This window comes from Mycobacterium marinum (genome assembly GCF_003391395.1).
GTDB lineage: Bacteria > Actinomycetota > Actinomycetes > Mycobacteriales > Mycobacteriaceae > Mycobacterium > Mycobacterium marinum.
The window spans coordinates 3,312,598-3,337,413 of the sequence record NZ_CP024190.1; the positions used below are offsets into that span (position 1 = coordinate 3,312,598).

At 63.9% G+C, this 24,816-nt stretch carries 23 protein-coding genes and 1 riboswitch; of the genes, 14 read left to right on the forward strand and 9 right to left on the reverse strand.

Annotated elements, in window-relative coordinates; translation table 11 throughout:
* The first annotated feature begins 96 nt into the window (after window positions 1-96).
* Window positions 97-687 (forward strand): DUF2781 domain-containing protein, encoded by a 591-nt coding sequence (locus CCUG20998_RS13890; RefSeq protein ID WP_020729098.1) that lies wholly within the window; start codon window positions 97-99, stop codon window positions 685-687.
* Window positions 688-825: 138 nt separating this feature from the next.
* Here CCUG20998_RS13890 and CCUG20998_RS13895 read toward each other — a convergent pair whose 3' ends face one another.
* From CCUG20998_RS13895 to CCUG20998_RS13905, 3 genes are all read right to left on the reverse strand, one after another.
* Complete coding sequence (locus CCUG20998_RS13895) at window positions 826-1,569, reverse strand: DJ-1/PfpI family protein (RefSeq protein WP_020729099.1); 744 nt, start codon at window positions 1,567-1,569, stop codon at window positions 826-828.
* A gap of 18 nt (window positions 1,570-1,587) precedes the next feature.
* Window positions 1,588-2,538, reverse strand: coding sequence for a GlxA family transcriptional regulator (locus tag CCUG20998_RS13900; RefSeq protein ID WP_020725364.1), 951 nt, complete (start codon window positions 2,536-2,538; stop codon window positions 1,588-1,590).
* Window positions 2,539-2,699: 161 nt separating this feature from the next.
* Window positions 2,700-4,121 carry a TIGR00366 family protein gene (locus CCUG20998_RS13905; protein WP_103653959.1) on the reverse strand — a complete coding sequence of 474 codons (1,422 nt, stop codon included), beginning with the start codon at window positions 4,119-4,121 and terminating at the stop codon, window positions 2,700-2,702.
* Between the two features lie 439 nt (window positions 4,122-4,560).
* On the opposite strand from CCUG20998_RS13905, the gene CCUG20998_RS13915 reads away from it, so the two are divergent.
* From CCUG20998_RS13915 to tpx, 3 genes are all read left to right on the forward strand, one after another.
* The gene (locus tag CCUG20998_RS13915; RefSeq protein WP_020729101.1) at window positions 4,561-4,956 is read left to right on the forward strand and encodes a hypothetical protein; all 396 of its coding nucleotides are present in this window, start codon (window positions 4,561-4,563) and stop codon (window positions 4,954-4,956) included.
* Between the two features lie 37 nt (window positions 4,957-4,993).
* Window positions 4,994-6,163: a radical SAM protein gene (locus CCUG20998_RS13920; RefSeq protein WP_081651012.1), complete on the forward strand. Its 1,170-nt coding sequence runs from the start codon at window positions 4,994-4,996 to the stop codon at window positions 6,161-6,163.
* 87 nt (window positions 6,164-6,250) lie between these two features.
* Window positions 6,251-6,748 (forward strand): thiol peroxidase, encoded by a 498-nt coding sequence (tpx, locus tag CCUG20998_RS13925; RefSeq protein ID WP_020729103.1) that lies wholly within the window; start codon window positions 6,251-6,253, stop codon window positions 6,746-6,748.
* A 21-nt stretch (window positions 6,749-6,769) separates the two neighbouring features.
* Here tpx and CCUG20998_RS13930 read toward each other — a convergent pair whose 3' ends face one another.
* The 3 genes from CCUG20998_RS13930 to CCUG20998_RS13940 are packed head-to-tail and all read right to left on the reverse strand — an operon-like array spanning window position 6,770 to window position 10,054.
* Window positions 6,770-7,858: an acyl-CoA dehydrogenase family protein gene (locus CCUG20998_RS13930; RefSeq protein ID WP_020729104.1), complete on the reverse strand. Its 1,089-nt coding sequence runs from the start codon at window positions 7,856-7,858 to the stop codon at window positions 6,770-6,772.
* Between the two features lies 1 nt (window position 7,859).
* On the reverse strand, window positions 7,860-9,089 hold the full coding sequence (locus CCUG20998_RS13935; protein ID WP_020729105.1) for an acyl-CoA dehydrogenase: 1,230 nt from the start codon (window positions 9,087-9,089) through the stop codon (window positions 7,860-7,862).
* A gap of 14 nt (window positions 9,090-9,103) precedes the next feature.
* On the reverse strand, window positions 9,104-10,054 hold the full coding sequence (locus CCUG20998_RS13940) for an enoyl-CoA hydratase (protein WP_020729106.1): 951 nt from the start codon (window positions 10,052-10,054) through the stop codon (window positions 9,104-9,106).
* A 234-nt stretch (window positions 10,055-10,288) separates the two neighbouring features.
* Here CCUG20998_RS13940 and CCUG20998_RS13950 point away from each other — a divergent pair, with 234 nt between their 5' ends.
* The 6 genes from CCUG20998_RS13950 to CCUG20998_RS13975 are packed head-to-tail and all read left to right on the forward strand — an operon-like array spanning window position 10,289 to window position 17,440.
* Window positions 10,289-11,425, forward strand: a complete 1,137-nt coding sequence (locus CCUG20998_RS13950) for an LLM class flavin-dependent oxidoreductase (RefSeq protein WP_012394565.1) — start codon at window positions 10,289-10,291, stop codon at window positions 11,423-11,425.
* A 27-nt stretch (window positions 11,426-11,452) separates the two neighbouring features.
* Window positions 11,453-13,972 (forward strand): FAD-binding oxidoreductase, encoded by a 2,520-nt coding sequence (locus CCUG20998_RS13955; RefSeq protein WP_020729107.1) that lies wholly within the window; start codon window positions 11,453-11,455, stop codon window positions 13,970-13,972.
* Between the two features lie 11 nt (window positions 13,973-13,983).
* Entirely contained in the window at window positions 13,984-15,042 is a 1,059-nt protein-coding gene (locus tag CCUG20998_RS13960; RefSeq protein ID WP_020729108.1) for an alpha/beta fold hydrolase, read from the forward strand.
* Window positions 15,039-15,572, forward strand: coding sequence for a flavin reductase family protein (locus CCUG20998_RS13965; protein ID WP_020729109.1), 534 nt, complete (start codon window positions 15,039-15,041; stop codon window positions 15,570-15,572). The genes CCUG20998_RS13960 and CCUG20998_RS13965 overlap by 4 nt, the downstream gene beginning before the upstream one ends.
* Window positions 15,569-16,666, forward strand: coding sequence for a 3,4-dihydroxy-2-butanone-4-phosphate synthase (locus CCUG20998_RS13970; RefSeq protein ID WP_020729110.1), 1,098 nt, complete (start codon window positions 15,569-15,571; stop codon window positions 16,664-16,666). Before CCUG20998_RS13965 ends, CCUG20998_RS13970 begins: the two co-directional genes overlap by 4 nt.
* Window positions 16,667-16,669: 3 nt before the next feature.
* The gene (locus CCUG20998_RS13975; RefSeq protein ID WP_020729111.1) at window positions 16,670-17,440 is read left to right on the forward strand and encodes a glucose 1-dehydrogenase; all 771 of its coding nucleotides are present in this window, start codon (window positions 16,670-16,672) and stop codon (window positions 17,438-17,440) included.
* A gap of 18 nt (window positions 17,441-17,458) precedes the next feature.
* Here CCUG20998_RS13975 and CCUG20998_RS13980 read toward each other — a convergent pair whose 3' ends face one another.
* A complete protein-coding gene (locus CCUG20998_RS13980; RefSeq protein WP_036455932.1) occupies window positions 17,459-18,268 on the reverse strand; it encodes a YoaK family protein in 810 nt (269 codons plus the stop codon).
* Window positions 18,269-18,516: 248 nt separating this feature from the next.
* Between CCUG20998_RS13980 and CCUG20998_RS13985 the strand changes: the two genes are divergently transcribed.
* Together CCUG20998_RS13985 and CCUG20998_RS13990 are read left to right on the forward strand one after the other, a co-directional pair.
* Entirely contained in the window at window positions 18,517-18,867 is a 351-nt protein-coding gene (locus CCUG20998_RS13985; protein WP_050674543.1) for a helix-turn-helix transcriptional regulator, read from the forward strand.
* Between the two features lie 307 nt (window positions 18,868-19,174).
* Window positions 19,175-19,240, forward strand: a riboswitch (guanidine-III (ykkC-III) riboswitch).
* Window positions 19,241-19,250: 10 nt separating this feature from the next.
* Window positions 19,251-19,565 (forward strand): DMT family transporter, encoded by a 315-nt coding sequence (locus CCUG20998_RS13990; protein WP_020729115.1) that lies wholly within the window; start codon window positions 19,251-19,253, stop codon window positions 19,563-19,565.
* 326 nt (window positions 19,566-19,891) lie between these two features.
* Here CCUG20998_RS13990 and CCUG20998_RS13995 read toward each other — a convergent pair whose 3' ends face one another.
* Complete coding sequence (locus CCUG20998_RS13995; RefSeq protein WP_020729116.1) at window positions 19,892-21,094, reverse strand: TetR/AcrR family transcriptional regulator; 1,203 nt, start codon at window positions 21,092-21,094, stop codon at window positions 19,892-19,894.
* A 471-nt stretch (window positions 21,095-21,565) separates the two neighbouring features.
* Between CCUG20998_RS13995 and CCUG20998_RS14000 the strand changes: the two genes are divergently transcribed.
* Both CCUG20998_RS14000 and CCUG20998_RS14005 read left to right on the forward strand, forming a co-directional pair.
* Window positions 21,566-21,985, forward strand: coding sequence for an SCP2 sterol-binding domain-containing protein (locus CCUG20998_RS14000; protein WP_020729117.1), 420 nt, complete (start codon window positions 21,566-21,568; stop codon window positions 21,983-21,985).
* On the forward strand, window positions 21,982-23,505 hold the full coding sequence (locus CCUG20998_RS14005; RefSeq protein WP_020729118.1) for an aldehyde dehydrogenase family protein: 1,524 nt from the start codon (window positions 21,982-21,984) through the stop codon (window positions 23,503-23,505). Before CCUG20998_RS14000 ends, CCUG20998_RS14005 begins: the two co-directional genes overlap by 4 nt.
* Before the next feature lie 2 nt (window positions 23,506-23,507).
* Here the strand turns inward: CCUG20998_RS14005 and CCUG20998_RS14010 are convergent, their stop codons facing one another.
* Window positions 23,508-24,704, reverse strand: a complete 1,197-nt coding sequence (locus CCUG20998_RS14010) for a LuxR C-terminal-related transcriptional regulator (protein WP_020729119.1) — start codon at window positions 24,702-24,704, stop codon at window positions 23,508-23,510.
* Between the last annotated feature and the right edge of the window lie 112 nt (window positions 24,705-24,816).

Genomic DNA, 24,816 nt, shown 5'->3' on the forward strand with positions numbered 1-24,816 from the left:
GACCAGACCATACGGCCGCACCCCAACATCGGTGCGGGGCCGCTGTCCGTGGTGGATTCATCCACACCCAAGGGTGACCCGCCTACCATTCGGAGCATGACAACCAGCCCCGCCGGGCCTGACCATACCGGTCGACACGATGCCCCATCGTTGTCGATCCCGCTGCGCGAGCGACGATATGACTGGTTCTTCGTCGTCGCATTCACAACGTTCGCATGTACATCGTTGGTGATCGATACCGCCAACATGGTTGGCCGCCCGAATCCGCATTCGCACAACCCGGTAGCACGGCTCCTCTACGCTCAGATAGGCGGTGCCGATCCGCTGATGATGGCCAATCCTCGTTTTGTGCAACTGTCCGTCGGGTTTGTTTCGGCGCTGCTGTTCGGCGGGTTCTACCTCGTGCTCAGCTACGCATTCGTACGGGGCCGCGAATGGATCCGACTGCCAGCAATTTTCGGCGCCGGCATGGTCGTCATGGCAACCGGGCTGTACCTTGCCGTCTTACTCCTCGGTGATGCACCGCTGTTTTCACTGGCCTGCGGGCCCGACTCCAGCTTCGACTACAAGTCACCAAACGCGTTGCACAGCGTCGCCGTCAACGCGCCCTACCCGCTGGTTGCGGTGCTGCTGGTGGCGCGACTGTGGCGGTCGCATCCGTTCACTCATCCTGTTCGGGACGGATAAGCGACACAGCCCCAGGATGCGCCCGACATGGATGCGATCAGGTCCGAGCTCATGTCCCAGCTAGCCCCAGCCGGAGGTGTGAAGGTGGAAATGGCGTCGCGGGATCATTGGCGACCGCGCGAAGACGGGCCGGGTCCGCTACGGCGTCGAGTCAACCGGCTGGCACTTGCGCCGTCGCGCCCGAGCCGCCGCCAGCGCCTGCTGCCACGCCAACATGGTGGCGGCCTTCAAGTTAACCGGCGTGGCGCTATCTTTCGACAACAGCGCCGTCGCGGCAACCTTCGTGCTCGCCGATGCCTTCGACATGTGACCGGAATCGAACGGCGGCTGAGGATCGTATTCGAGGGCCAGCTGGATCGCTTTCGCCCGGCTCTCGCCACCGATTTGCCCGGCCAGCCACAGCCCCAAGTCCAGTCCCGCGGACACGCCTGCACTAGTAATGATGCTGTCCTGCTGAACGATTCGCTTGTCAGCGACCGGAATCGCGCCAAACGCCTTTAGCGCCGGGATGGTCAGCCAGTGTGAAGTCGCGCGCCGGTCTTTGAGCAAGCCGGCCGCGGCCAGGATTACCGAGCCCGAACACACCGAGGTAGTCCAGCTGGCGCTCCGATGGGCTTGGCGCAGCCAGTCGAGTAGCTTCTCATCGCGCGCATGCACGGGAGTAGCCGGGCCACCCGGAACCACGACCACATCAGGCGCAGGAGTTTCAGCCAGCGAATGCGTGGCGCCGAGCACCAGCACCCCCGAGTCGGCGGTGATCGGTCCGGGATCATGCCAGACAAAACGCACCTCGGCGTGGGGGAGATTGCGCAATACCTCGTACGGGCCAATCATGTCCAGAGCGGTAAAACCCGGGTAAGCAACGAAAGCGAACTGGGGCATCGGTATTCTCCCTTCCGGTCAGGCGAAGGCCTTGCGGTATTGGTCTGGTGAGATGCCAACCCTGCGAATGAAGTTGCGCCGCATCGTCTCAGCGGTACCGAACCCGCAGCGGGCCGCGATTGCCACGACGGTGTCCTCGGTCTCTTCCAACTGTCGTCGCGCGGCCTCCGTGCGGACGCGTTCGACATACTGGCCCGGCGCCTCGCCAACTTCACCAGTGAATACCCGCGTGAAATGGCGGGGACTCATCGCCGCCCGATGGGCCAGCTCTTCAATGCTGTGCGGGCCACCCGGTTGGGCCTCGATCGCCTCCTGCACGTCCCGGATCGAAGGCCGCTTGGCCCGCGGCATCCACACCGGTGCCGCGAACTGCGTCTGGCCGCCGGGGCGACGCAGATACAACACCAGCCAGCGGGCAACCGTCTGGGCGATCTCGGTGCCGTGATCACCCTCGACCAAGGCGAGCGCGAGGTCAATACCCGCCGTCACTCCCGCGGCAGTCCACACCTTCGGGGAGCTGCGGATGAAGATCGGGTCAGGATCGACGTCGACGGCGGGAAACTCACGAGCCAGCCGGTCGGCGAAGGCCCAATGCGTGGTGGCCCGACAACCGTCGAGCAGCCCCGCTTCGGCGGCCAAAAATGTGCCAGTACAGACGGTGACAACGCGCCGGGCAGTACCCGCAGCGGCTTTGACCCAGTCCATCAGCGCCACGTTGTCGCGTGCGGCATCGACGCCACCGCCACCGGGGAGCACAACGGTGTCTACCGGCGCACTCGGGTCTGGCAGCCGCGTGGTCATGAATTCCAAGCCGATTCCGGTTGCCACCGGACGCTCGTCGATCGATGCGAGCGCCACGTCGTAACCGCCCTCGCTCAGCAGGGATGCACCCGCAAACACCTCGAACGGTCCCACCACGTCGAGCGGTTGGACCCCGGGGAAACCGACGATAACCACCTTGCGGGCCATGGGCTCAATGCTGCTCAGGTTCCGCTATGTCGTCTAGGTCGGGTACCCCACAAATTAGGCCAGGCCGTCGGCTGCCGGCGTGTCCCCGCCGCACCGGCAGCCGAGTAATGAGTCCAGGGGAGCACATGTCAGTGCATTGGTAGGCGCCGGAGTTGATCGATTCATAGGACGTGCGGCGCGATGAGGACGGCGGCGCTGGAGACCACCGAACCAATCAGGAAGGCGATGATGGTGAATCCCATTACCTGACGGACATTGAGTTTCGCGATTGCCAGCAGTGGTAGCAGCCAGAACGGCTGAATCATGTTGGCAACCGCCTCGCCGATTGCCACCGACATTGAGATCAGTCCGAGGTAGGCCGGCGAATGTTGGCCCAGCACGAGCGCCGAGTCGACCGCGACTGGCCCCTGCACCGCCCAGTGGCCACCACCGGAGGGCACAAACAGCGAGATGATGATCGAGCCGACGAAGGTCAGGAAAGGGAGGGTGTACTGGTTCGCGCCGCTGACCAGCACCTCGGCGAGCACCGTCTGCAGCGGCGTGCCCGAACCCGCGGGTGCTTGCGAGGGCAGATAACCCAGAAGCCCGATGATCCCGCCGTACAGCGGATACTGCAGCAGCAGCGGGCCCGACACTCTGGCCGCGCCGGAAAACGCCCGGATGAAGCGAATTGGCGTGCGATGTAGCAACGCTCCCGTCACGGTGAACAGCATGATCATCGACGAGATGTTCAGCGCAAAACCACTTAGCGAGAAGTATGTTAGTCCCGCGACAAAGACGATCACGTTGAGAATCCACAGGTTTTCCAACCAGTCAGCAAACGTCCGGTCGCCTGTGGCGGGGTCCGATGGCGTGTCCTCGTCCGCGAAGACCGCGGGGTCCGGCTCGAGGCGACGCGCCGGCTCCATGCGCCGGATCGCGATGGCCAGCAGCACCAGAACCGCCGCCGCGGCCACCCAGCTGTAGGGCTGAAAGATCGTCAGCCGCAGCGGCACGTTGATGCCGGTCATCTTGTGAATCACATTGATTGGGCTATTGGAGTCGGTGTTCGCCAGCGCGATCGACGACGACAGGCCCTGGGTCCAGACGATAAAGCCCATGAATGAGGCTGCGATGAGGTAGCCAAAATGCACGCCCTCGAGTCGCTTCGCCACCTGGCGAGCGACCAGGGCGCCCGCCACCAGACCGAGCCCCCAATTCAGCAGCGACAATGCGGCACTCAGGCTAAAACACAGCAGAGCGCCTTGAATCTGGTTCGTTGGCTTACTGGCGACGAATACGATCGCCCGCTTCAGCGGTGGCGCTTCGGCGAGCGTGTAACCAGTCACCAGGATCAACACCATCTGGAACGCGAAGGTAAAGATGTTCTGCGATCCCCAGACACCGTCGTACCAGGCGTTGAGGATGCCGCTCGGCGTTGCGCCCCGGACCAGTAGCGCGACCAACGCAACCACGATGACGGTAAGCAGGACCGCGAACAGGTACGGATCTGGCATGAAGCGTTCGACGTAGCGCACGCGCAGCGCCGTGAGGTGCTGCATCAAGCTGCGCCGCTTGGCCTTTCGATCCTGCCGTGTCGTCATTGGCCCGCCTTCGCTAAGTCGACCCGCCGCATCAATCCGCGCTTGTTGATTGTGCTGGCCCGACCCCGAAACCGTAAACAGGATCTCGGCGGCCGCTGCGTCTCGACCGCGGCGCAAGCTCGGCAGCGAGAAGACCGAGGCGCGCGACCGGCGTGATGCCGGCACCGCCAGCCGGAATCCCTCGTTCCAACGCCATCACTTGCTAAGGGTGAACCCGATACCAGAATGGCAAATTAGAATTGCGCTCGAATTTGCGGCCGCATTTCGCCAATGCAGACATCATGATGAATATCGTGTATGGTTTGCATACCACATTGTTTTGCGTCGTTGGCGAAGGGCGGCTGTCACTCAGCCGCATAGGCCGAATAGGTCACATATGCCACATTGACCACATCGAGCAAGCGATAGCAGTACAGCCACTTAACGTAAGGAGTACAACGTGACGATATTGCAGGAAACCGCCCAATCAGCTGTCAGCAAGGTGATCATCGAGGCGTTGGAGTCGGCGACCGCTACGTCGGTCATTTCGGCCCTCGCCGAAGGACGAAACACGGCTTCCAAGAACACTTTCCGCCCGAGCATCATCACACTTGAGACCATCGACGGACAAGAGATCCGAGTCAGCACGCTGACCAGCAAGTCCGCTACAGCGGCAGAGTTGGTCTCGGCGGGCACGACCATCGATGCCGCACCCACCGGCACCTACGTCCTGGCCTGCGGCAAGACATTGGTGATTGAAAATGGCCGCCTGGTAGGTGGTACCGCCGCGGCCGGAGATATCCCCGATTGGGCCGTGTTCTACCTCTTGCCGGTTGATCGGCAGCGATGCCAATAGGGGAAGAAGTGTCAGTCTTCGGACTGGGAGTGCCGCTATGCAATGGGTAATTAAGACCAGCAAGCTCTGCAATCTAAGGTGCAAATACTGTTACGAGTGGGAGCACCTATCGGACCCGACAAGGATGTCGGAGTCGGTCTGGCGGGACGCTTTAGTCGCCATCCGGGACTACGCCGATCTGACGACCCGGCGCTGCGGCTACGACATCCCCGTGGACATCATTTGGCACGGGGGCGAGCCCACACTGTTGCCGCGTGAATATTTTGAGCGAGTGTTCGCATTGCAGAGAGAGGTTTTCCCCAGCGATTGGCTACAAAGCCGCCGGGTCAGAAATGTCCTGCAAACGAACCTGTATTCCGTTCGCGACGAGCACCTGGATGTCTTCGAAGAACATGGCGTTGAACTGGGTATCTCGGTAGATTTCGCCGAAGGCGTGCGGTTGACGGCGGGAGGCAAGCGGACAGAGGCGGCGGTACGTTCGAACATCCGCCGTCTGCAGGACCGGGGCTTACCCTTCAGCATCATCACGGTGTTGGCTGGGCACACCGTCAGCCAGATTCAGCGCGTATTCGAGGAGATCAGCCAGCTCCAGAAGCCGGCACGACTGCTCCCACTGTTCAGCGGTCCCGCGGCGCGTCCGATGAACGGCGTCACCGTCGACAAGTCCGACATCCTCGACGCGTTGATGGTGTTCTTCGACCTGTGGGTCTCGGCCGGTATGACCCCGCGGGTCGATCCTCTTGATCAGTATCTGCGCACCGTGATCCTCGAGCGCATGGGCTTGGAGCGCCCGGGCCAAGACCGTGCGCTGTTGGGTAACGACGTCCTCGTCATCGACCGTGACGGCAGACTCAGCTGCGATGCCTACCGTGAGCATGGGGACCTCGGCAATATCACCGAGACGACCATCGAGGACATCGTGGATGGCGCCACCTACGGTTACCTTGTCGCGGAGGAGACAGCACTGAAGGATTCGGTATGCACGCAGTGCCCGTTCCTCGGCGCCTGCGACACCAGCCCGATCGCACGCAATTTCGACAGCCACATCCTGCAAGACTGCCCGATCGATCGATATATCTTGCCGCGCATCGAGGCCCACCTGGAGGATCGGGGCTTCTTCGACGAACAGTTCAGCGCCATGGTCCATGAGGTCACCGCGACCCATGTGGTGGAGGCGTTCGGAGCGCGGGTTTCGTATTCATGCTGAAGGTGTCCTTTGGGCGCCAACAGCGGCGGGTCAGCCCGGTCTGGACCTGATCGTGGGTCGCTTTGACGGTCTTGGCAGACTGTGCCCATGGCACAGATAACCCTGCGTGGAAATGCGATCAACACTGTCGGCGAACTGCCCGCCGTCGGATCTCCTGCCCCGGCATTCGCCCTGACCGGTGATGACCTGGGAACGGTGAGCAGCGACCAGTTCCGCGGCAAGGCCGTCGTGCTGAATATCTTCCCGTCCATCGATACACCGGTGTGCGCAACCAGTGTTCGGACCTTCAACGAGCGTGCCGCCGCGAGCGGAGTGAACGTGCTCTGCGTGTCGAAAGACCTGCCGTTTGCGCAGAAGCGATTCTGTGGGGCGGAGGGGATCGAGAACGTGACAAGCGCCTCGGCGTTCCGCGACGGCTTCGGTGAGGCCTACGGCGTCACCATCACCGACGGCCCGATGGCCGGACTCCTTGCCCGGGCCATCGTGGTCATCGGCGCCGACGGCAAAGTTTCCTACACCGAACTGGTGCCGGAAATCGCGCAAGAGCCCGACTACGAAGCGGCGCTGGCAGCGGTCGCCACCTAGATCGGCACCGTCGCTCACCGGCTAGAGGCCGACACGATCGGCCAACAGCGACCGCTGGTGCGCACTGCTGCCGAACAAGGCTTCGGTCGTCTTGGCCCGGCGGAAATACAGATGCAGGTCGTGTTCCCAGGTGAAGGCGATCCCGCCGTGAACCTGGATAGCCGAGCCCGCACACAATACGTAGGTGTCCGCGGCCTGCGCCTTCGCCAGCGGGGCGGTGGCGTGCAGTTCGTCCCCGCCGACCGCGCACAGCTGCGCAAACATCACCGCAGCGCGGGTGGCATCAATCTCGATCATCATGTCGGCGCAGCGGTGCTTGACGGCCTGAAACGAGCCGATCGGCCGATCGAATTGCTTGCGACTGCAGGCGTATTCGATTGCCAGATCCAGGCATGCCTCGGCGCCACCGAGCATCTCAGCGGCCAGCAGCACCCGGGCCACGTCCAGTAGTCGGGCTACCTCGTCGGCTGAGCTCGCGGCCAAGGCTTCCGCCGGGGCCCGAACCAGTCGCAGCTTGGCGACCGGACGGGTGATGTCGAACGAGGGGAGTCCGACGACGGTGACCCCTGGGGCAGCGGCGTCCACCACGTAGAGGATCACCGCACCGTCGGATTCGGCCGGGACGACGAACAGGTCCGCGACATGGCCATGCAACACCGGGGCGCACTCGCCGGTGAGCACCGGGCGGCCGTCGCGCCGGCCGGCTCGCACCGAGGTCACCGATAGGTCGGGTCCGGCCGCCGCCAGCGCCCCGATCCGATCGCCGGAGAGCAGACCGCTGAGCAGGCCCTTGCGCTGCTCGCTATCACCCATGCGCAGTATCGCCTCGATCGCGAGGATCGTTGCGGCGAAGGGAACCGGGGTCAGTGCCCGGCCGAGTTCGCCGAATGCGATCGCGGTCTCCACCAGCGTGCCGCCCGCTCCGCCGTATTCCGGCGGGGCGTGCAGCGCGGGTAGTTCCAGTTCGGCGCAAAGCCGGTGCCACAGCTTTTTGTCATGGCCACCCACGGCGGTAACCTGACGTACCCGCGCCGGTGGGGCCTGATCGCGAAGAAAGCCCCGCAACGACTCGCGGAAGTCGTCCTGCTCGGTGCTATAGCGGAAATCCATGTCAGTGCACGGCTTCTCGGCGTGGTTCCTTGGGGAGCCCGAGCAGTTGCTCGCCGATCACATTGCGCTGGATCTGCGAACTGCCGGCATAGATCGTCGCGGCGCGCGCGTATAGCAACTCGTCCATCCAGCAGGCAGGGGAGTTGGCGGTACCGGCCTGCGGAACAACGAGCGCCTCACCATTGCCCGGGCCGCTGGGGCAGAGCGCGTCCAACCCGAGAATCTCCACGGCAAGCTCGGTATAGCGCTGGAAGTATTCACTCCAGATGACCTTGCTGATCGCCGCTTCAGCGCCTGGCAACAGCCCGTTCAGCGCCCAGGTAAGGCTGCGGTAGCCGCGGTAGCGCATGATCTGGGTGCGGGAATAACACCACGCCAGCCGGTCTCGGATGCGCGGGTCGCTGTCCAAGCCCCGCGCTCGGGCCAGATCGCACAACCGGGACAGGTCACGGGCGAAGTCGATCGCCCCCGTGGTCGCCTGCGCGCCGCGTTCGAAACCCAGCAGAGTCATGGCGGCCGTCCAGCCGCTGCCGACTTCGCCCACTACATTGGCAACGCCGGTTCGGGCGTCGGCGAAGAAGACCTCATTGAACGGGGAATGTCCGGCGGCATTGATGATCGGCCGAACCACCACGGCAGGCTGGTCCATCGGCACCAACAACAACGACAGCCCCTGGTGCTTGGGCGCAACGGGATCCGTTCGCGCCAAGACAAAGATCCAATTGGCGGTGGATCCGGCCGATGTCCAGATTTTCTGACCGTTGATCACCCACTGGTCACCATCGAGTACGGCTCGGGTCCGCACAGAGGCCAGATCCGAGCCGGCCTCAGGCTCAGAGAAACCCTGGCACCAGCGATCGTCGCCGGTGAGGATGCGCGGCAGGAAATGCCGCTTCTGCGCTTCGGTTCCCAGGGCGATCAACGTGTTGCCCAGCAGATCGACCCCGAACAGATCGTTCTCCTCGCGCTCGGGTGCTCCCGTGCGGGCGAACTCTTCGGCGAGCACCACCTGCTCGACGGGGGAGTGACCGCCCCCGCCGTACTCCTTGGGCCAGGACACCGCGATCAACCCGGCTGCCACCAGGAGTTGGCGCCACCTCGCAGCGAAGGCCTTGCGGTCCTGCACCGCCAGAGCGCCGGGCCCCGACCAGCCGCACGGCAGGTGCTCGTCCAAGAACGCGCGGACCCGCTCGCGAAACTCTTCCGCCTCGGGCGGGTAAGCGACGTCCACGTGCGGCGCCCTGCTCAGGGCCGCCGCTTGGTTGCGGGCAGAATCTCCGGAGCGGCCCGCCAGTCGTCGAGTCCATACTCGACGGTGCCGTAGCACAGCTTTCCGCCGGTGACCTCGGCCCAGTGCGCATGATTGAGCTGATGGATCTTGAAGCACCCGTCCAGCGCCGTGGTGAAACCCATGGCGTCCACGGTCTGGTTCACCGATTCCTTGATGAGCAGCGCAGCCATCGTCGGTAGCTTGGCGATGCGGCGCGCAAATTCGATCGCGCAATCGGCTAGATCCTCGCTCGGAAATACCTTGCTCACCATGCCCAACGCGTGGGCTTCGTCCGCGCCGATCGAGTCGCCGGTAAGCAAGAGCTCCTTGGCCTTGCGCGGGCCGAACTCCCACGGGTGGCCGAAGTACTCGACTCCACACATGCCGAGACGGGTGCCCACGACATCGGCGAACACGGTGTCATCGGCAGCGACGATCAAGTCACAGCACCAGGCCAACATCAAACCCGCCGACAGCACCGTCCCGTGCACCTGGGCGACGGTGATCTTGCGCAGATTGCGCCACCTCTTCGTGTTCTCGAAGTAGTAGTGCCACTCCTGGCGGTTGCGTGACTCCACCCCGCCATAGGTGCCGCCATTGCACTGATAGGTGGGGTGCTGGTCGGGCCCCGGGGCGCGTTCCCGGACATCATCGGCCGAGCCCAGGTCGTGCCCGGCGGAAAAGGCGGGCCCCTCGCCGCGCAGGATGACCACCCGGACGGTGTCGTCAGCTTCGGCAAGTTCGAAGGCGGCACCCAACTCCACCAGCATTCCGCGCGTTTGCGCGTTGCGCTGTTTCGGGCGGTTCAGGGTGATCGTCGCGATACGGCCGTCGTCGATCGTTTCGTACCGGACGTATGTGAAGTCCGGCGCCGCACGCTCCCCGTTGGACCGGCGATCGACTGGACTGACACCGGCGACGTTCATGGCGGCTCCTTACTGCTCACTGGGCGCTGAACGGGTGATCTGTGCGAGGTTACGCGGCTACGGACCAGTATGTCCATAGCCAATACGGCCTATCGGAGTTCAACGACAGATAAACTCGCATGCAAATTGGGTCTTGTGCGCAGTCAAGTATCTTGCTAGTACTGTGGTATACCTACAGAAGACGCGATCACGGCGCCACGCATCAGGGCCGGGGACAGACCAGAAGGGTTAATGATGGAGATCGGAATATTCCTCATGCCGGCCCATCCGCCGGAACGCACTCTTTACGACGCCACCCAGTGGGACCTCGACATCATCGAACTGGCCGACCAACTCGGCTACGTCGAAGCCTGGGTCGGCGAACACTTCACCGTGCCGTGGGAGCCGATCTGCGCCCCGGATCTACTGTTGGCCCAGGCGCTGCTGCGTACCAAGCAGATCAAGCTCGCACCCGGCGCGCACCTGCTGCCCTATCATCACCCGGTCGAACTTGCCCATCGCGTAGCGTATTTCGATCACCTGGCACAGGGCCGCTTCATGCTGGGCGTCGGAGCCAGCGGTATCCCAGGAGACTGGGCACTCTATGACGTGGACGGCAAGAATGGCGAGCATCGCGAGATGACCCGCGAAGCTCTCGAAATCATGTTGCGGATCTGGACCGAAGACCAACCCTGGGAACATCGCGGAAAGTACTGGAACGCCAACGGTATTGCGCCGATGTTCGAAGGTCTGATGAGGCGCCACATCAAGCCCTACCAAAAACCCCACCCACCGATCGGAGTAACCGGGTTCAGCGCCGGCTCGGAAACCCTCAAACTGGCCGGCGAGCGGGGCTACCTTCCGATGAGCCTGGACCTGAACACCGAGTACGTCGCGACCCACTGGGATGCGGTCCTCGAAGGCGCCGCCCGCAGCGGCCGGACGCCCGACCGCCGCGACTGGCGACTCGTGCGTGAGGTGTTGGTGGCGGAGACCGATGAGCAAGCATTCCGGTACGCCGTCGACGGGACCATGGGGCGAGCCATGCGCGAGTACGTCCTGCCGACCTTCCGAATGTTCGGCATGACCAAGTTCTACAAGCACAACCCCTCGGTGCCCGACGACGACGTGACCCCGGAGTACCTCGCCGAAAACACCTTCGTGGTCGGCTCGGTGGACACCGTGGTCGACAAACTCGAAGCCACCTACGACCAGGTCGGCGGATTCGGTCACCTGTTGGTTCTCGGATTCGACTACCGGGAGAACCCGGGGCCATGGAAAGAGTCACTACGGCTGCTCGCCGAGGAAGTCATGCCCCGGCTCAATGCTCGCATCGCCAAGAAGCCGGGGGGACCCCACAAACCTCCAAAGCCCGAAGCCGCGATCGTCTAGCGAACCAAGGGCGAGAAGGGCACCGCCATGACAGTTCGGCACGTTACCGTCGGCTACTCGGACGGAACGCACAAGACCATGCCGGTGCGGCCCGACCAGTCGATACTGGAGGCCGCCGAAGAACACGGTGTCGCCATCGTCAACGAATGCCAGAGCGGAATCTGCGGCACCTGCGTGGCCACCTGCACCGCCGGCCGGTACGACATGGGACGTACCGAGGGCCTCTCCGATGTGGAGCGAGCGGCCCGAAAGATCCTCACCTGCCAGACCTTTGCCGAGTCCGATTGCGAGATCGAACTGCAGTACCCCGTCGACGACAACGCGGCGTTGCTGGTAAGCGGCGACGGCGTGGTGACCGGTGTTGACATGGTGTCACCGGGCACCGCCGTCCTGCGTGTCGATGTCTCGGCCATGGCCGGCACGATCGGATATCGAGCGGGCCAGTTCGCCCAGCTGCAGGTTCCCGGTAGCGACCAGTGGCGCAACTACTCTTATGCGCATCCGGCCGACGGAGGTGGTGAGCTCGAGTTCATCATCCGATTGTTGCCCGACGGCGCGATGTCGAACTATCTGCGTGACCACGCCAAACAGGGTGATCGAATTGCGTTGCGGGGCAGCAAGGGAAACTTCTATCTTCGCCCGATTGTACGGCCGGTGGTGCTGGTCGCCGGCGGTACCGGCCTGTCAGCAATCCTGGCCATGGCCCAGAGTCTGCCGGCCGATCCCGGCCAACCGGTAAGTCTGCTCTATGGAGTGACCTCGGCCGAAGATCTGTGCAAGCTCGACGAACTCGAACAGCTCGAGCACCGTGTTGCGGGCTTGCAGGTGCACGTCATCGTGGCGCGCCGCGACGACGACTGGTCCGGGCGCACCGGGCTGGTCACCGACTTGCTCGACGAGGCGATGCTGGCCGGCGGCGACGCCGACGTGTACCTGTGCGGCCCCGCTGCGATGGTCGAGGCTACCCGCACCTGGTTGTCGGCCAATGGCTTTCACCGAGCTGGGCTCTACCACGAGAAGTTCGTGGCCAGCGGGGCGGCGCGCCGCCGCACGCCGGCGCGCCTGGACTACTCGGCCCTGGATCTCGCCGCAGTGCGGCGCAGCGGTCGCGGTACCGCTGTGGTCATCGGCGGCAGCATCGCGGGCATCGCCGCGGCCAAGGTCTGCAGCGACGCCTTTGACCGCGTCATCGTGCTCGAGAAGGACGACCCCCACCGCCGCCGCGAGGGCAGACCGGGCGCTGCGCAGGGCTGGCACCTGCACCACCTCCTCACCGCCGGGCAGATCGAACTCGAACGTTTCTTCCCCGGCATCGTCGACGACATGGTGCGCGAGGGCGCATTCAAGGTCGACATGGCAGCCCAGTACCGGATTCGGCTGGGCGGAACCTGGAAGAAACCCGGTACGAGCGACATCGAGATCGTGTGCGCCGGGCGGCCGCTGCTGGAATGGTGCGTGCGCCGTCGACTCGACGACGAACCGCGCATCGACTTCCGCTACGAGTCAGAGGTCACCGACCTGGTGTTCGATCGCGCCAACAACGCCGTCATCGGGGTTGCCGTCCAGGGTGACGGCGGCGAACCGGAGGTGATTCCCGCGGAGTTCGTCGTGGATGCCTCGGGAAAGAACACCCACGTGCCGGAGTTCTTGGGGCGCATCGGCATTGGAGCCCCCGAGGTCGAACAGGACATCATCAACTGCTTCTACTCCACCATGCAACACCAGGTGCCGCCGGAGCGGCAGTGGCAAGACAAGGTGATGGTGATCTGTTATGCGTACCGGCCCTACGAAGACACCTACGCCGCGCAGTACTACACCGACAGCTCCCGGACCATCCTGTCCACCTCACTGGTGGCCTACAACTGCTACTCGCCGCCACGCACCGCTCGAGAATTTCGCGAGTTCGCCGATCTGATGCCGTCACCGGTCATCGGAGAGAACATCGACGGACTTCAGCCTGCCTCGCCGATCTACAACTTCCGATATCCCAACATGCTGCGGCTGCACTACGAAAAGAAGCGCAACCTGCCGCGCGCTCTGTTGGCGGTGGGCGACGCCTACACCAGTGCGGACCCCGTTTCCGGGCTGGGCATGAGTCTGGCGCTCAAGGAAGTTCGGGAGATGCAGTTGCTGCTGTCCAAATACGGTCCCACGCACCGGGAGCTACCGCGCAAGTACTACCGAACGATCGCCAAGATGGCCGACACCGCCTGGTTCGTGATCCGCGAGCAGAACCTGCGCTTCAACTGGCTCAAGGACGTCGACAAGAAACGCCCGTTCTATTTCGGTGCGCTCACCTGGTACATGGATCGGCTGTTGGAGCTGGTGCACGACGACCTCGACGCCTACCGCGAGTTTCTGGCCGTCGTCCACCTGGTCAAACCGCCGCTGGCGCTCATGAAGCCCGGAATCGCCAGCCGCGTCATCGGTAAATGGGCGCGAACCAGGCTGTCCGGCCAGAAGACGTTGATCGCCCGCAACTACGAAAACCACACCGCACCTGCCGAACCCGCGGACCAGCTGGTGACCGTGGGTGATCTGAGATAAGGAAGGCGACCATGGCGCAGGCTCATCGGATCTTGAACTGCCGGGGCACCCGCATCCATGCCGTCGAAGACGGCGAGGGACCGCTGGTGATACTGCTGCACGGGTTTCCAGAGTCCTGGTACTCGTGGCGCCATCAGATTCCGGCGCTGGCCGCCGCGGGCTACCGGGTGGTGGCCGTCGATCAGCGTGGCTATGGCCGATCGTCGAAGTACCGGGTGCAAAAGGCCTACCGCATCAAAGAATTAGTCGGTGACGTGCTTGGCGTCGTCGATGCCTATGGTGCGGACAAGGCATTCGTTATCGGTCACGACTGGGGCGCGCCGGTCGCTTGGACCTTCGCCTGGTTATCTCCGCAAAGATGCGCCGGAGTGGTGGGGATCAGCGTTCCATTCGCCGGGCGTGGTGTGATCGGCTTGCCGGGCAGCCCCTTTGGCGAGCATCGGCCCAATGACTACCACCTCGAGCTGGCGGGCGAAGGCCGGGTTTGGTATCAGGACTACTTCTCCGCTCAGGATGGCATCATCGCCGAGATCGAGGAAGATGTGCGGACCTGGCTACTCGGGCTGACCTACACGGTGTCCGGCGACGGCATGATCGCGGCCACCAAGGCGGCCGCCGATGCGGGTGTCGATCTGGCATCCATGGATCCGATCGACGTTATCCGGGCCGGCCCCTTGTGCATGGCCGATGGGGCGCGGCTCAAGGACGCGTTCGTCTACCCGGAGACGATGCCCGCTTGGTTCACCGATGCCGATCTTGACTTCTACACTGGCGAGTTCGAACGCTCCGGCTTCGGTGGACCGCTGAGTTTCTATCACAACATCGACAACGACTGGCACGACCTCGCCGACCAGGAAGGCAAGCCGCTGTCTGCGCCCGCGCTGTTCATCGGTGGTCAATACGATGTCGGCACCACCTGGGGAGCCGAGGCCATAGCGCGGGCACACGAGGTCATGTCCGACTACCGCGGCACCCACATGGTGGCCGACGTCGGGCACTGGATTCAGCGGGAAGCGCCCGATGAGACCAACCGGCTGCTACTCGAATTCCTTGGGGGGCTGCGGCAGTGAGTTGCGCCTTCGACATGATTCCGCAGACCGTCGACCCTCTCGACGGCGCCGCGTTGCGCTACGCCTTCAGCTGCTTCCCCTCCGGTGTGATTGCTGTCTGTGCGATGGTCGGCGATGCCCCGGTCGGGATGGCGGCGAGCTCGTTCACTTCCGTTTCGATCGACCCGCCGCTGGTGTCGATCTGTGTGCAGAACACTTCCACGACGTGGCCGAAGTTGCGCAACCGTCCGCGCCTCGGCGTCAGCGTTCTTGCCGAGGGCCACGACGAGACATGTATCAGCCTCTCGCGCAAGGAAGGTGACCGATTCGCCGGGGTGTTCCACAGCGAGCTGCCCGGCGGGGGCGTGGTCGTTCTCGGAGCCAGCGCCTGGCTGGAGTGCCTGCTGCACTCCGAGGTCCCGGCGGGGGATCACACCATCGCATTGCTTGAAATCTGCTCGCTGGGAGCCGATCCCGAGACACCACCACTGGTTTTTCATGGCAGCCGGTTCCGCCGGTTGGCCGCTCACCCCGCAACGGAGCCTGGATGAAAACCACCGATGTCCGGGTGCGCCGGGCGATCACCGCGATAGCGGCGGGACGCCCCGTCGTTGTCACCCACGATCACGCCGCCCAGGGATATCTGGTCTTCGCGGCCGAGGCCGCGACCTCGTCTCTGGTCGCTTTCACCGTCCGGCACACGGCGGGATATGTCCGCGTCGCGCTGCCGGACGCCGAGTGTGCGCGGTTGAACCTACCGCCGATGTGCCATGACAACCCGACACATCGGGTATCGGTCGATGTGCGAGCAACCGGCACCGGCATCTCGGCGCGCGACCGTGCCCGCACCATCGCGGCTCTCGCGTCGGCGGGCTCGCAAGCTGCGGATTTTCTCCGGCCCGGGCACGTGGCCCCACTACTGGCCGAGCCGCATGGGGTGCTCGCCAAGTGCGAGCCCGCCGAAGCCGCCGTAGACCTTGCCCGCCTAGCCGGACACCGGCCGGCCGCCGCATTGTGTGAGATTGTCTCTCGCCGTAACCCCACTCTGATGGCGCACGGCGCCGAGTTGGTCGAATTCGCCGTGGAACACGGATTGGCCGTCGTGTCCATTGCCGAACTCCTGGCTTATCGGCAACGGACCGAACCGCAGGTCATCCGGCTGACGGAGACGACCCTACCCACGTGGGCCGGCAATTCCCGCGTCATCGGCTTTCGTGATCTGGGGCCAGCCAACCTAGGAGGCGAGCATTTGGCGGTGATCATCGGTGCCCCCGACTCCGGCGTGCCCGTGGCACTGCACGTCCACATCGAGTGCCTCACCGGCGACGTCTTCGGGTCGACCGGGTGCCGATGCGGCGGGGAACTCAACGGCGCACTCAGCGCAATGTCAGCCCAGGGCAGCGGCGTGGTCCTGTACCTGCGGCCCCCAGGACCGCCGCGCGCATGCGGCCTGTTCGCCTCTGACGAGGAGACCCCCGCTGACTTCATGTCCGAGACCGTGACCTGGATGCTGCGCGATCTTGGGGTGTATGCGATCAAACTCTCCGACGACATGCCAGGATTTGGCCTTGTGATCTTCGGAGCCATTCGCGAGGCTGGTGGGGCCGCCGGGCCTGCAGACACGCCGCTCGCGGCCGCGGGCTAGCCCATGAGGTACCCGGACCTGGCCGGCAAAGCCGCGATCGTGACCGGGGCCGGGGCCGGGATCGGCCTCGCGATCGCCGAGCGGCTGGCCGCCGAAGGCGCCGCGGTACTCTGCGCGGACATCGACGTCGCTTCGGCCGAGCAAGCAGCGGCGAAAATCGGCTCCGGCGCAGTCGGGTATCAGGTCGATGTCAGTGCCGAGGAACAGGTCGCCGGCATGGTCGAAGCCTGCGTCACAGCGTTCGGCGGGCTCGACAAGCTCGTCGCCAATGCCGGAGTCGTTCATCTGGCCCCGATCCTCGACACCGCGGTCGAGGACTTTGATCGGGTCATCGGCATCAACCTGCGTGGAGCCTGGTTGTGCACCAAGCATGCGGCACCCAAGATGGTCGAGCGCGGCGGGGGAGCGATCGTCAACATGTCGTCACTGGCGGGCCATATCGGGGTGGGCGGAACCGCGGCGTACGGCATGTCGAAGGCCGGGATCAGCCACCTCAGCCGAGTCACGGCCGCCGAACTGCGCTCGGCCAATGTGCGCTCCAATGCGTTGTTGCCCGCGTTCGTGGATACCCCCATGCAACAGAGTGCGATGGCGATGTTCGACGAGGCGCTCGGAACGGGGGGCGCGAACACCATGATTGCCAGGTTGCAGGGCCGCATGGCCAGACCCGAGGAGATGGCTAGCATCGTGGCGTTCCTGCTGTCCGACGATTCGTCGATGATTACCGGAACAACCCAGATCGCGGACGGCGGAACCATCGCCGCACTGTGGTGAGCGTCGCTCGCCCAGCACTCACACGGTCACTGTTGCGGTTTCGCCGACGTCTCGCGCTGGGTTCTCGGCCGTTGTCGCCGTGGCCACTTTGGTCTTCCGGCTACGCAGCAAATACGTCGCCGCAAAGACCGCACACGCCCCCGCCGGAAGAAGCAGCGCATATCCGCCAAGCCAGGTTCCGATCAGCAGGCCGGCGGCGCCACCCACCAAGAAGAGCACCAAGGTCAGCGCAAGGACTGCGGCCTTCCAGCTCTCGATTCCTTCCCGACGGGCGCGGCCAAGCATCAAGCCGAGATCGGTCACCGTGCCGGTGAAGTGGGTGGTGCGAACCGCCATCCCGCGGAAGCTTGACGTCAGGCCGTTCTGCATTCCAAGGGCCGCCGCGATAAACAGGGCCTGCACGACGGGTTCCTCGACGCCCAGCGCCTGAATGCCCGCCTTGACCTGAGTTTCCTCCACACCGAGCGAGGCGAGCATCAGCAATATCGCCTCCACGGTCAGCACGATGGCGTGGTGCGACCCCCGGGGATGCTGGTTATTGCCGAGAATCGCTCCGGCCGTGATCGCGCCAATCCAGAACCCCATCAAGATCGCGGCCAGGATGTGACCCTCATACAGCCAGGGATTGGCTGTGTTCATGCCAAGCTGGGTTGTCACTCCCGTGAGGTTGCCGACCGGGAAGGCCAGCAGCAGCAGGCCAACCGCATTGACAAAGCCTGCGATGAAGGCCAGTGAGCCACTGTAGCTGAGCAGGACCCTCTTGGATGAGAGGTGGCCGTCGTGTCCCGTGGCCAACGACTGCGGTCGTGTGCCGGGGTGGGGTTTCATGAGGCTTCGCTTTCCGTGCTGCAGCATCATCGGACTACTACGAAGGTAATATGACGAAATCATCTTCGCCAATAGTTCTTCGTATGAGTTTGGCCAGAGCGCCCACACCGATGACGCGCCGCCAACCCGGGATCGCCGACTTCAGCCTCGGCGCCGAGCGGGCCGCGAGACGGCGCGGGCGCGCCAGGGTGATCGTGACAGCAAAGTCGCGCAATCTTTCGTCTATTTGAATTAGCGAAGTAATTTACATGAAAGCTCGGTGTAGTAACATCGAAATTGTGAGCGCTGCCAGGGCCGGGAAGCAAAGCCGACCGCACAATAGCGACTCCGAACGCGGATGGACATTCCTGACCAACCACGGACATGTACTGCTGTGCGTATCAGTCAGTGAACATTTGACCGCCCGTGAACTCTCGATGCGAATCGGCATCACCGAGCGGTCAGTACAGACGATCCTGGCGGACTTGACCGATGAAGGTTACCTGATCAAGTCCAAGGACGGCAGACGCAATGTCTACACCCTCAATCCCAAGGGCAGACTGCGCCACCCCCTGGAAGCCAGCCACACCGTGGGCGAACTCATAGAAGCGTTGTCATAGTTCGTTTGCACCTCCACCGCTCGGCCAACGTTCCCCGCCGCCCGCCTCCAAGTCGCTGTAATTCCTTGTGCCACTGCGGCTTCAGATGTCGCACCAAGGCAGTTCTCGCTGCGGGCCTGGAGCGCCTGTGCGAGTTGACTTTTGGCGTGTTCACCACCCCACGGTCGAGTGGCTGGCCCCCAACCAACCAGCGCGGGATGTCCGGTCAATACCCGAAACGGTGCCTGATTCCAGTTGACAGTTTCCGCGGGCCGCTGTGGTGACTGGGCTAACATTGCCACCCGACCGCGGGTGTGAGAAGTTCGTGACAGAGCCTTGATCAAGGCTTCCGGACGATGGGTGCCGTACCCGGTGCGCGACAAGACGGCCCGGGGAGAAACGCCGTGTCGTGGATAGTGCTGGTCATGTCTGGTGTTCTAGAAGCCGTGTGGGCAACTGCCCTTGGCAAGTCCGAAGGGTTCAGCAAGCCCGCGCCGAGCGTGGTGTTTCTGGTGGCGTTCATCGTCAGCATGGCCGGGTTGGCCTACGCCATGCGGGACCTGTCGGTCGGGACCGCATACGCCGTCTGGGTGGGCATTGGGGCAGTTCTCACCGTGGTCTACGCGATGGCCACCGGGGATGAGCCGGCGTCGCTTCTCAAGGTGGCGTTCTTGGCAATGATCATTGGAAGCGTGATCGGCCTCAAGCTCGCACACTGATTCCGTTCGAGCCTGACCGGGGTCTGCTCGCCATTCACCCAACGCGACGTCTGGCCCCGGCGGGCGGCTCCCTCTGGAATCATCTGGCCTGTTCGTGTTCTCGTTGCTACCGCGCGGCCAGGGCGATCGGCAGGCACGAAATGCACCAGGGCACCGAGCTGTACCCGCCGACCTAATTGTTCGTGAAACCGTGTGGATCCCACCTGTGCACTTGGATCGCGAAGGACCCCAACCCAATCCAAACCATCACCAGAAGAGATTCCGATCCGATGAGGGTCGCGACACTCCCGTTCCACCGTGCAAACAGTGCGCTACCAAGTTCGAAGTCAGGACCGGCTGGTCAGGATTGATAGTGCGATCGCGGTGATTTCGTCTGCCACCGCGGCGTAGCGCGTGAGATGCCAGGTACGCGCCACATCCTCGATAAAGCTGATGGCCGCCGCGACCAAAAGTCGCGCTTCGACCGAACTGGTCTGTGGAACCAGCTCGCCGATGAGATCAATCCAGAGGGTGTCACGGTCGGCTTGATTCCGAACATATCCGTCCCGCACGTCGCCGGAGGCGTGGTTCAGCTCGGTCACGCACACCGCAACCAGATCCGGTGCGTCCAAGCTGATCCGGACGTGTCCCTCGACCAGCCCGCGTAGCCGCTGCGCCGCTTGCCGATTCGCGCGTAAGGCGCGGATGCACTCCAGGCTTCGCCACTCATCAAGGCGGCGGATGAGCGCGTCCAGGATCGCCTGCTTGGACGAGAACGAGCGATACAACCCGGGCCCCGCGATTCCGGCACCCTTGCCGATTTCACTGGTGCTAACGGCCGGATAGCCCTGCGCACGGAATAGCCGTGCACCCGTGGCCAACAGGGTTTCATAGCGGGAGAACAGCACGTCCTGCCCGTCGCGCCCGCCAGCGGCCGTTCCAAGTGGCTCCAGCTCGCACACCGGGGGCGTCCTGGCAGCGGCCATACACGCCTGGTACAGGCGCTCTTTGAGCTCCTCGGCGGGAAGCGTCAGACTATGTCTACCGAGGCTGGTCAGCGTGCTGGACACCGCCCACGCCCGCAACTCCGAGTGCGCCGGGCTCAGACCGGGCACCTCCAGCAAGACGCTTTCGCGCATGCCGGCGACGATCGCGTTGATGCGGCGCCGGACCTCGATACGGTCGGCGTCATTGAGATAGCGCGCCTCGCGCTGCCACAACACCGTCAAGGACCGCGACGCAACAGCCGCGGCGATCAGGTCCGGAAGATCAACACTCAACGGGCGAGGCGTCGGCTCTTGCTCGCCCTCGGTGAGTCGGCGCGCACTTTGGTACTGATCCTGACCGGTCCGGATGGCCTCGGCCAGCAACGCTTGCTTGTTGTCGTAGTGGCGATAGAGCGCACGCGCGGTGACTCCCGCCGCCTCGGCGATGTCCTCCAACTTGACCGAATGAAAGCCACGGTCGATGAAGAGCCCAACGGCCTGCTCCAGAATTTGCTGCTTTCGATCCTTCGGCCGGCGCCTAACGGGCGCGACGACGGAGTCCATCGACTCGAACTCCCTTCTTGCACATCGGGGTTCCAAATCCTGCCAGAAGCACCGCCTAGGGCTTCGTCCCGCGCCGGATCAGGACAAACTTGTTGTCAGCTCGCCAGGCATCGATCATGTGGATAGCTCCTCCGGTCGTGGCCGCAGCACCCCAGTCGCGACAGATAACATCGGATTATCAAAATACATTATCCGACGCTAAAACGACATTACATGGATGTTTAACGTCCACGCCTTGGCCAATATTGCGTATCAGTTATAGACATGCCGGCTATCCATGGGACTGCGCGGCCCACTTGCGCCGGTATCGGCCAAGAGCTGCCAATCCGCGCTTTCCCCCCTTCGGGGCACCAAGACTTCTCCTTTGGGGGCTGACCACGGCCTCGACACGGTGATTGCATTGCGTGAGCACCATCCACGCACCATCCGGTGCCATCGAGCACCGCACATCGCGCAGGAGCAGGACCAATCATGGGCTTCTTCAAGGATTGCAGCGAGATCGACAAGTACATCGGCGGGGTCTTTCGCGATGCCGGCGACCACCCACAGTCGGGGCCGAAATTCCGCGCCGCCAACATCGTCATGCGGGTGGTCTACACAAATCCCGACTGCGAACTCACCGTCGCACTGCGCGACGATTTCCGAGTCGTCTGCGGCCCGAGCAATCTCACACCCGACGTCACGATGACCATGCCCGCCGATGTCGCCGACCAATTCTGGCGCGGTAACTACAATCTCACCATTGGCCTGGCCAAGGGCCAGGTCAAGGCCAAGGGCCCGATCGGAAAGATCCTGCGGCTGATCCCGTTGACCAAACCGCTGTTCGGCAGCTACCGCAAAAAGATTGCCGAGAAAGATCGCGAACAGTCCCGAGGTGGCCTGACCCGATGACGACGGTGGCTGTTCCGCATTATGCGATGTTGATCGGCGGCGAGTCGGTGGACTCCGATCGGCGGCTGTCGCTGGTCGACCCCGGCGACGAGAGCCCGGTCGCCACGGTGGCCTGCGGTGATGCATCGCACGTCGATGCCGCCGTGGCGGCCGCAAAAGCCAGCTTCGAGGACGGTAGCTGGCCGCGGGCCACGCCACAGGAGCGCGCCGCCGTGATGCGCCGCATCGTCGCCGCGGCCGACCAGGTCAGTGATGAGCTGATCGAGCTGGAGATGGCGTGCAACGGCGCGACCATCCGGCTGGCCACTGGATTCCACATCGGTTACGCACTAAGTCATTTCAGCTATTTCGCAGACCTTGCCGAGAGCTACGCCTACCAGCGTCCGGCACCAATCGAGACGTTCCCGGTGCTCAGTCAAAGTGTCGTGCACCGCGAGCCGATCGGGGTGGTCGGCGCGATCACGCCATGGAACTTTCCGCTACTACTGACCCTGTGGAAGGTCGGACCTGCGATTGCGGCGGGAAACAGCGTGGTGGTCAAACCCGACGAGCACACACCACTGTCGATACTCGAGTTCGCCCGTATCGCCGAACGCAGCGGACTACCGCCCGGAGTGATCAACGTGGTCCCCGGCGAGGGGCCCGAGGCCGGGGCCAGACTGGCCTCGCATCCCGACGTGGGCAAGATTGCGTTCACCGGCTCCACCGCGGTAGGACGCGAGATCATGCGGCTGGCATCCGGCACGGTCAAACAGGTGACCCTCGAACTCGGCGGTAAGGGCCCGACGATCGTCCTCGACGACGCCGATCTCGAGATGGCCGTCGAAGGTGTGCTCTACGGATGCTTCGCCTATTCAGGTCAGGTCTGCGAGTCCGGCACCCGCGCACTGGTCCCCACGACGCTCTACCACGAATTCGTCGATCGGCTGGTCAAGCGCGCCGCCACCATCGTGGTAGGCCCGACCAGGGACTGGGACACCGACCTGGGGCCGGTCATCGACGCCGCACAACGCACTCGCATCCTCAACTACATCCGTGGTGCGCAGACCGACGGAGCGACCGTGGCGCTCGGGGGAGAGGCACTGACGGGCGGAATGTTCGACAAGGGGTTCTGGGTGGCGCCGACGATCCTGACCGGCGTGCACAACGACATGGCGATCGCCCGGGAGGAAGTCTTCGGCCCGGTATTGGTGGTCATCGGCTACGACGGGGACGAACAGGCCATCGCGATCGCCAACGACAGTGACTACGGACTGGCCGCCAGCATCTGGACGTCCGACAACGCCAGGGGACTGGCGATGGCCGAACGCATCCAATCCGGCAGCGTGTGGATCAACGATGCCCACCAGATCAACTGTCGGCTCCCGTTCGGCGGTTACAAGCAGAGCGGAGTCGGTCGCGAACTAGGCCCCGATGCGCTCGATGCTTACACGGAGGTCAAGACGATCCATCTGGACCTGTCCGGCGGACGCGAAGCAAAACCCTACGACGTCCTACTCGGCCACCCCGAAACAGGTTGACGTCAACCAACTTCGGGAACGCTGGCCAACCGGACGTACGCCGAGGCCGCCTCGGCCCGATTCGTCGCATGCAGCTTCCGCAGCACCCTTTTGACATGAGATTTCACCGTGCCGGCCGAGATCACCAGTTCGTCGGCGATCTGCTGATTGGTGCGGCCGGCCGCCATCAGCCGCAGCACCTCCACTTCCCGGCGGGTCAGCATGGCCATCACTCGCGTCTGCACCTCGGCCAACGACCGTGCCGCGGGGCTACGTTCGACCGGCTCGATCTTGCGCAGGTCCAGATCGGCATCCTGCAGAGCGCGCGCCGCCTCGTCCGCGGACGCAAGCGCACTGCGCACCTCGGCGTGCTGGCGCCGCATGCGCTCCAGCAGAACCGTTCGCTCATAGGCATATCCGAAGCCTTCGGCGAACGCCCACACCGTGTCTCGGTCGATCTCGTCGACTATGCGCCCGGAGTACAACCGATCGGCGTGCAGGAAACCGATCACTTTGCCGGTCGGCATCACCGGGGCCGCCACATAGGAATGCGTCAGCGAAAAGTCCACGATCGGTCGATTCACCCGCGGATCATTGCGGGCATCGCGCACGATCGCGGGCGCGTGCCGGCGAATCATCTGGGTTTCGATCAGCATGTGATCCAACAGCGGTGCCACCGATTGCGCGAAGGCGACCATCTTCTCCGCACCTTCACGGTCTTCCCCAAAGTAGGCCGATTCCATCACCATTCGGCCTTCGTGCACTCGAAACAGCACAGCACGATCGAACCCGCACGACTCCACCAGTTCACGCGGCGCCCGGTCAACAATCATCGCGACGTCGTCCACGGCGCGCAGCTTGCTCAAGGCCTCCTGCACCTGCAACAGCGCCAGCGTGCGGCGTGCGGCACCGTCCTCGATCATCTCCCGTTCCAGCGAGGACAAATCCAACAGCGTTTCGAGGGCGTTGACCGCATGCACGTCACCGAGGGACTCCAGGGCGTGGCGCACCGCGGCGGCGTTGACGTCGATGGCCTCGGCAACCACCGCCATGGGGTCGTCGGTGGGATCGACGTTGCAATCGCCGAACGCTTCCCGATAGTGACGAGTGGCATCGCTTTCCCGTATCGGACGCGACGCCCAGCCGGGGTGCTCGTCGTCGGCCAACGTGGGGAATGCGGGGGGATCGGGCATATCGACCGCATCGATCACCCCTCCCACTGTCCTCTCCGGGATGGCCCGTCGCGGCGAAAAGCCCAAACTCCCCTCCTACGGGGGCAAGAGTCCTCCCCAACGGGGGATCGACCTGCCACCGGGGTTGTCAGAGGCTGGA

Coding starts and splice junctions, on each gene's coding strand:
- CCUG20998_RS13900 (WP_020725364.1), bottom strand. CDS start 2,538: ATGGCCCGCAAGGTGGTTATCGTCGGTTTCCCCGGGGTCCAACCGCTC.
- CCUG20998_RS13890 (WP_020729098.1), top strand. CDS start 97: ATGACAACCAGCCCCGCCGGGCCTGACCATACCGGTCGACACGATGCC.
- CCUG20998_RS13960 (WP_020729108.1), top strand. CDS start 13,984: ATGGCGCAGGCTCATCGGATCTTGAACTGCCGGGGCACCCGCATCCAT.
- CCUG20998_RS13895 (WP_020729099.1), bottom strand. CDS start 1,569: ATGCCCCAGTTCGCTTTCGTTGCTTACCCGGGTTTTACCGCTCTGGAC.
- CCUG20998_RS13920 (WP_081651012.1), top strand. CDS start 4,994: ATGCAATGGGTAATTAAGACCAGCAAGCTCTGCAATCTAAGGTGCAAA.
- CCUG20998_RS13930 (WP_020729104.1), bottom strand. CDS start 7,858: ATGGATTTCCGCTATAGCACCGAGCAGGACGACTTCCGCGAGTCGTTG.
- CCUG20998_RS13955 (WP_020729107.1), top strand. CDS start 11,453: ATGACAGTTCGGCACGTTACCGTCGGCTACTCGGACGGAACGCACAAG.
- CCUG20998_RS14005 (WP_020729118.1), top strand. CDS start 21,982: ATGACGACGGTGGCTGTTCCGCATTATGCGATGTTGATCGGCGGCGAG.
- CCUG20998_RS14000 (WP_020729117.1), top strand. CDS start 21,566: ATGGGCTTCTTCAAGGATTGCAGCGAGATCGACAAGTACATCGGCGGG.
- CCUG20998_RS13940 (WP_020729106.1), bottom strand. CDS start 10,054: ATGAACGTCGCCGGTGTCAGTCCAGTCGATCGCCGGTCCAACGGGGAG.
- CCUG20998_RS13975 (WP_020729111.1), top strand. CDS start 16,670: ATGAGGTACCCGGACCTGGCCGGCAAAGCCGCGATCGTGACCGGGGCC.
- CCUG20998_RS13995 (WP_020729116.1), bottom strand. CDS start 21,094: ATGGACTCCGTCGTCGCGCCCGTTAGGCGCCGGCCGAAGGATCGAAAG.
- CCUG20998_RS13970 (WP_020729110.1), top strand. CDS start 15,569: ATGAAAACCACCGATGTCCGGGTGCGCCGGGCGATCACCGCGATAGCG.
- CCUG20998_RS13985 (WP_050674543.1), top strand. CDS start 18,517: ATGAAAGCTCGGTGTAGTAACATCGAAATTGTGAGCGCTGCCAGGGCC.
- tpx (WP_020729103.1), top strand. CDS start 6,251: ATGGCACAGATAACCCTGCGTGGAAATGCGATCAACACTGTCGGCGAA.
- CCUG20998_RS13905 (WP_103653959.1), bottom strand. CDS start 4,121: ATGACGACACGGCAGGATCGAAAGGCCAAGCGGCGCAGCTTGATGCAG.
- CCUG20998_RS13950 (WP_012394565.1), top strand. CDS start 10,289: ATGGAGATCGGAATATTCCTCATGCCGGCCCATCCGCCGGAACGCACT.
- CCUG20998_RS13980 (WP_036455932.1), bottom strand. CDS start 18,268: ATGAAACCCCACCCCGGCACACGACCGCAGTCGTTGGCCACGGGACAC.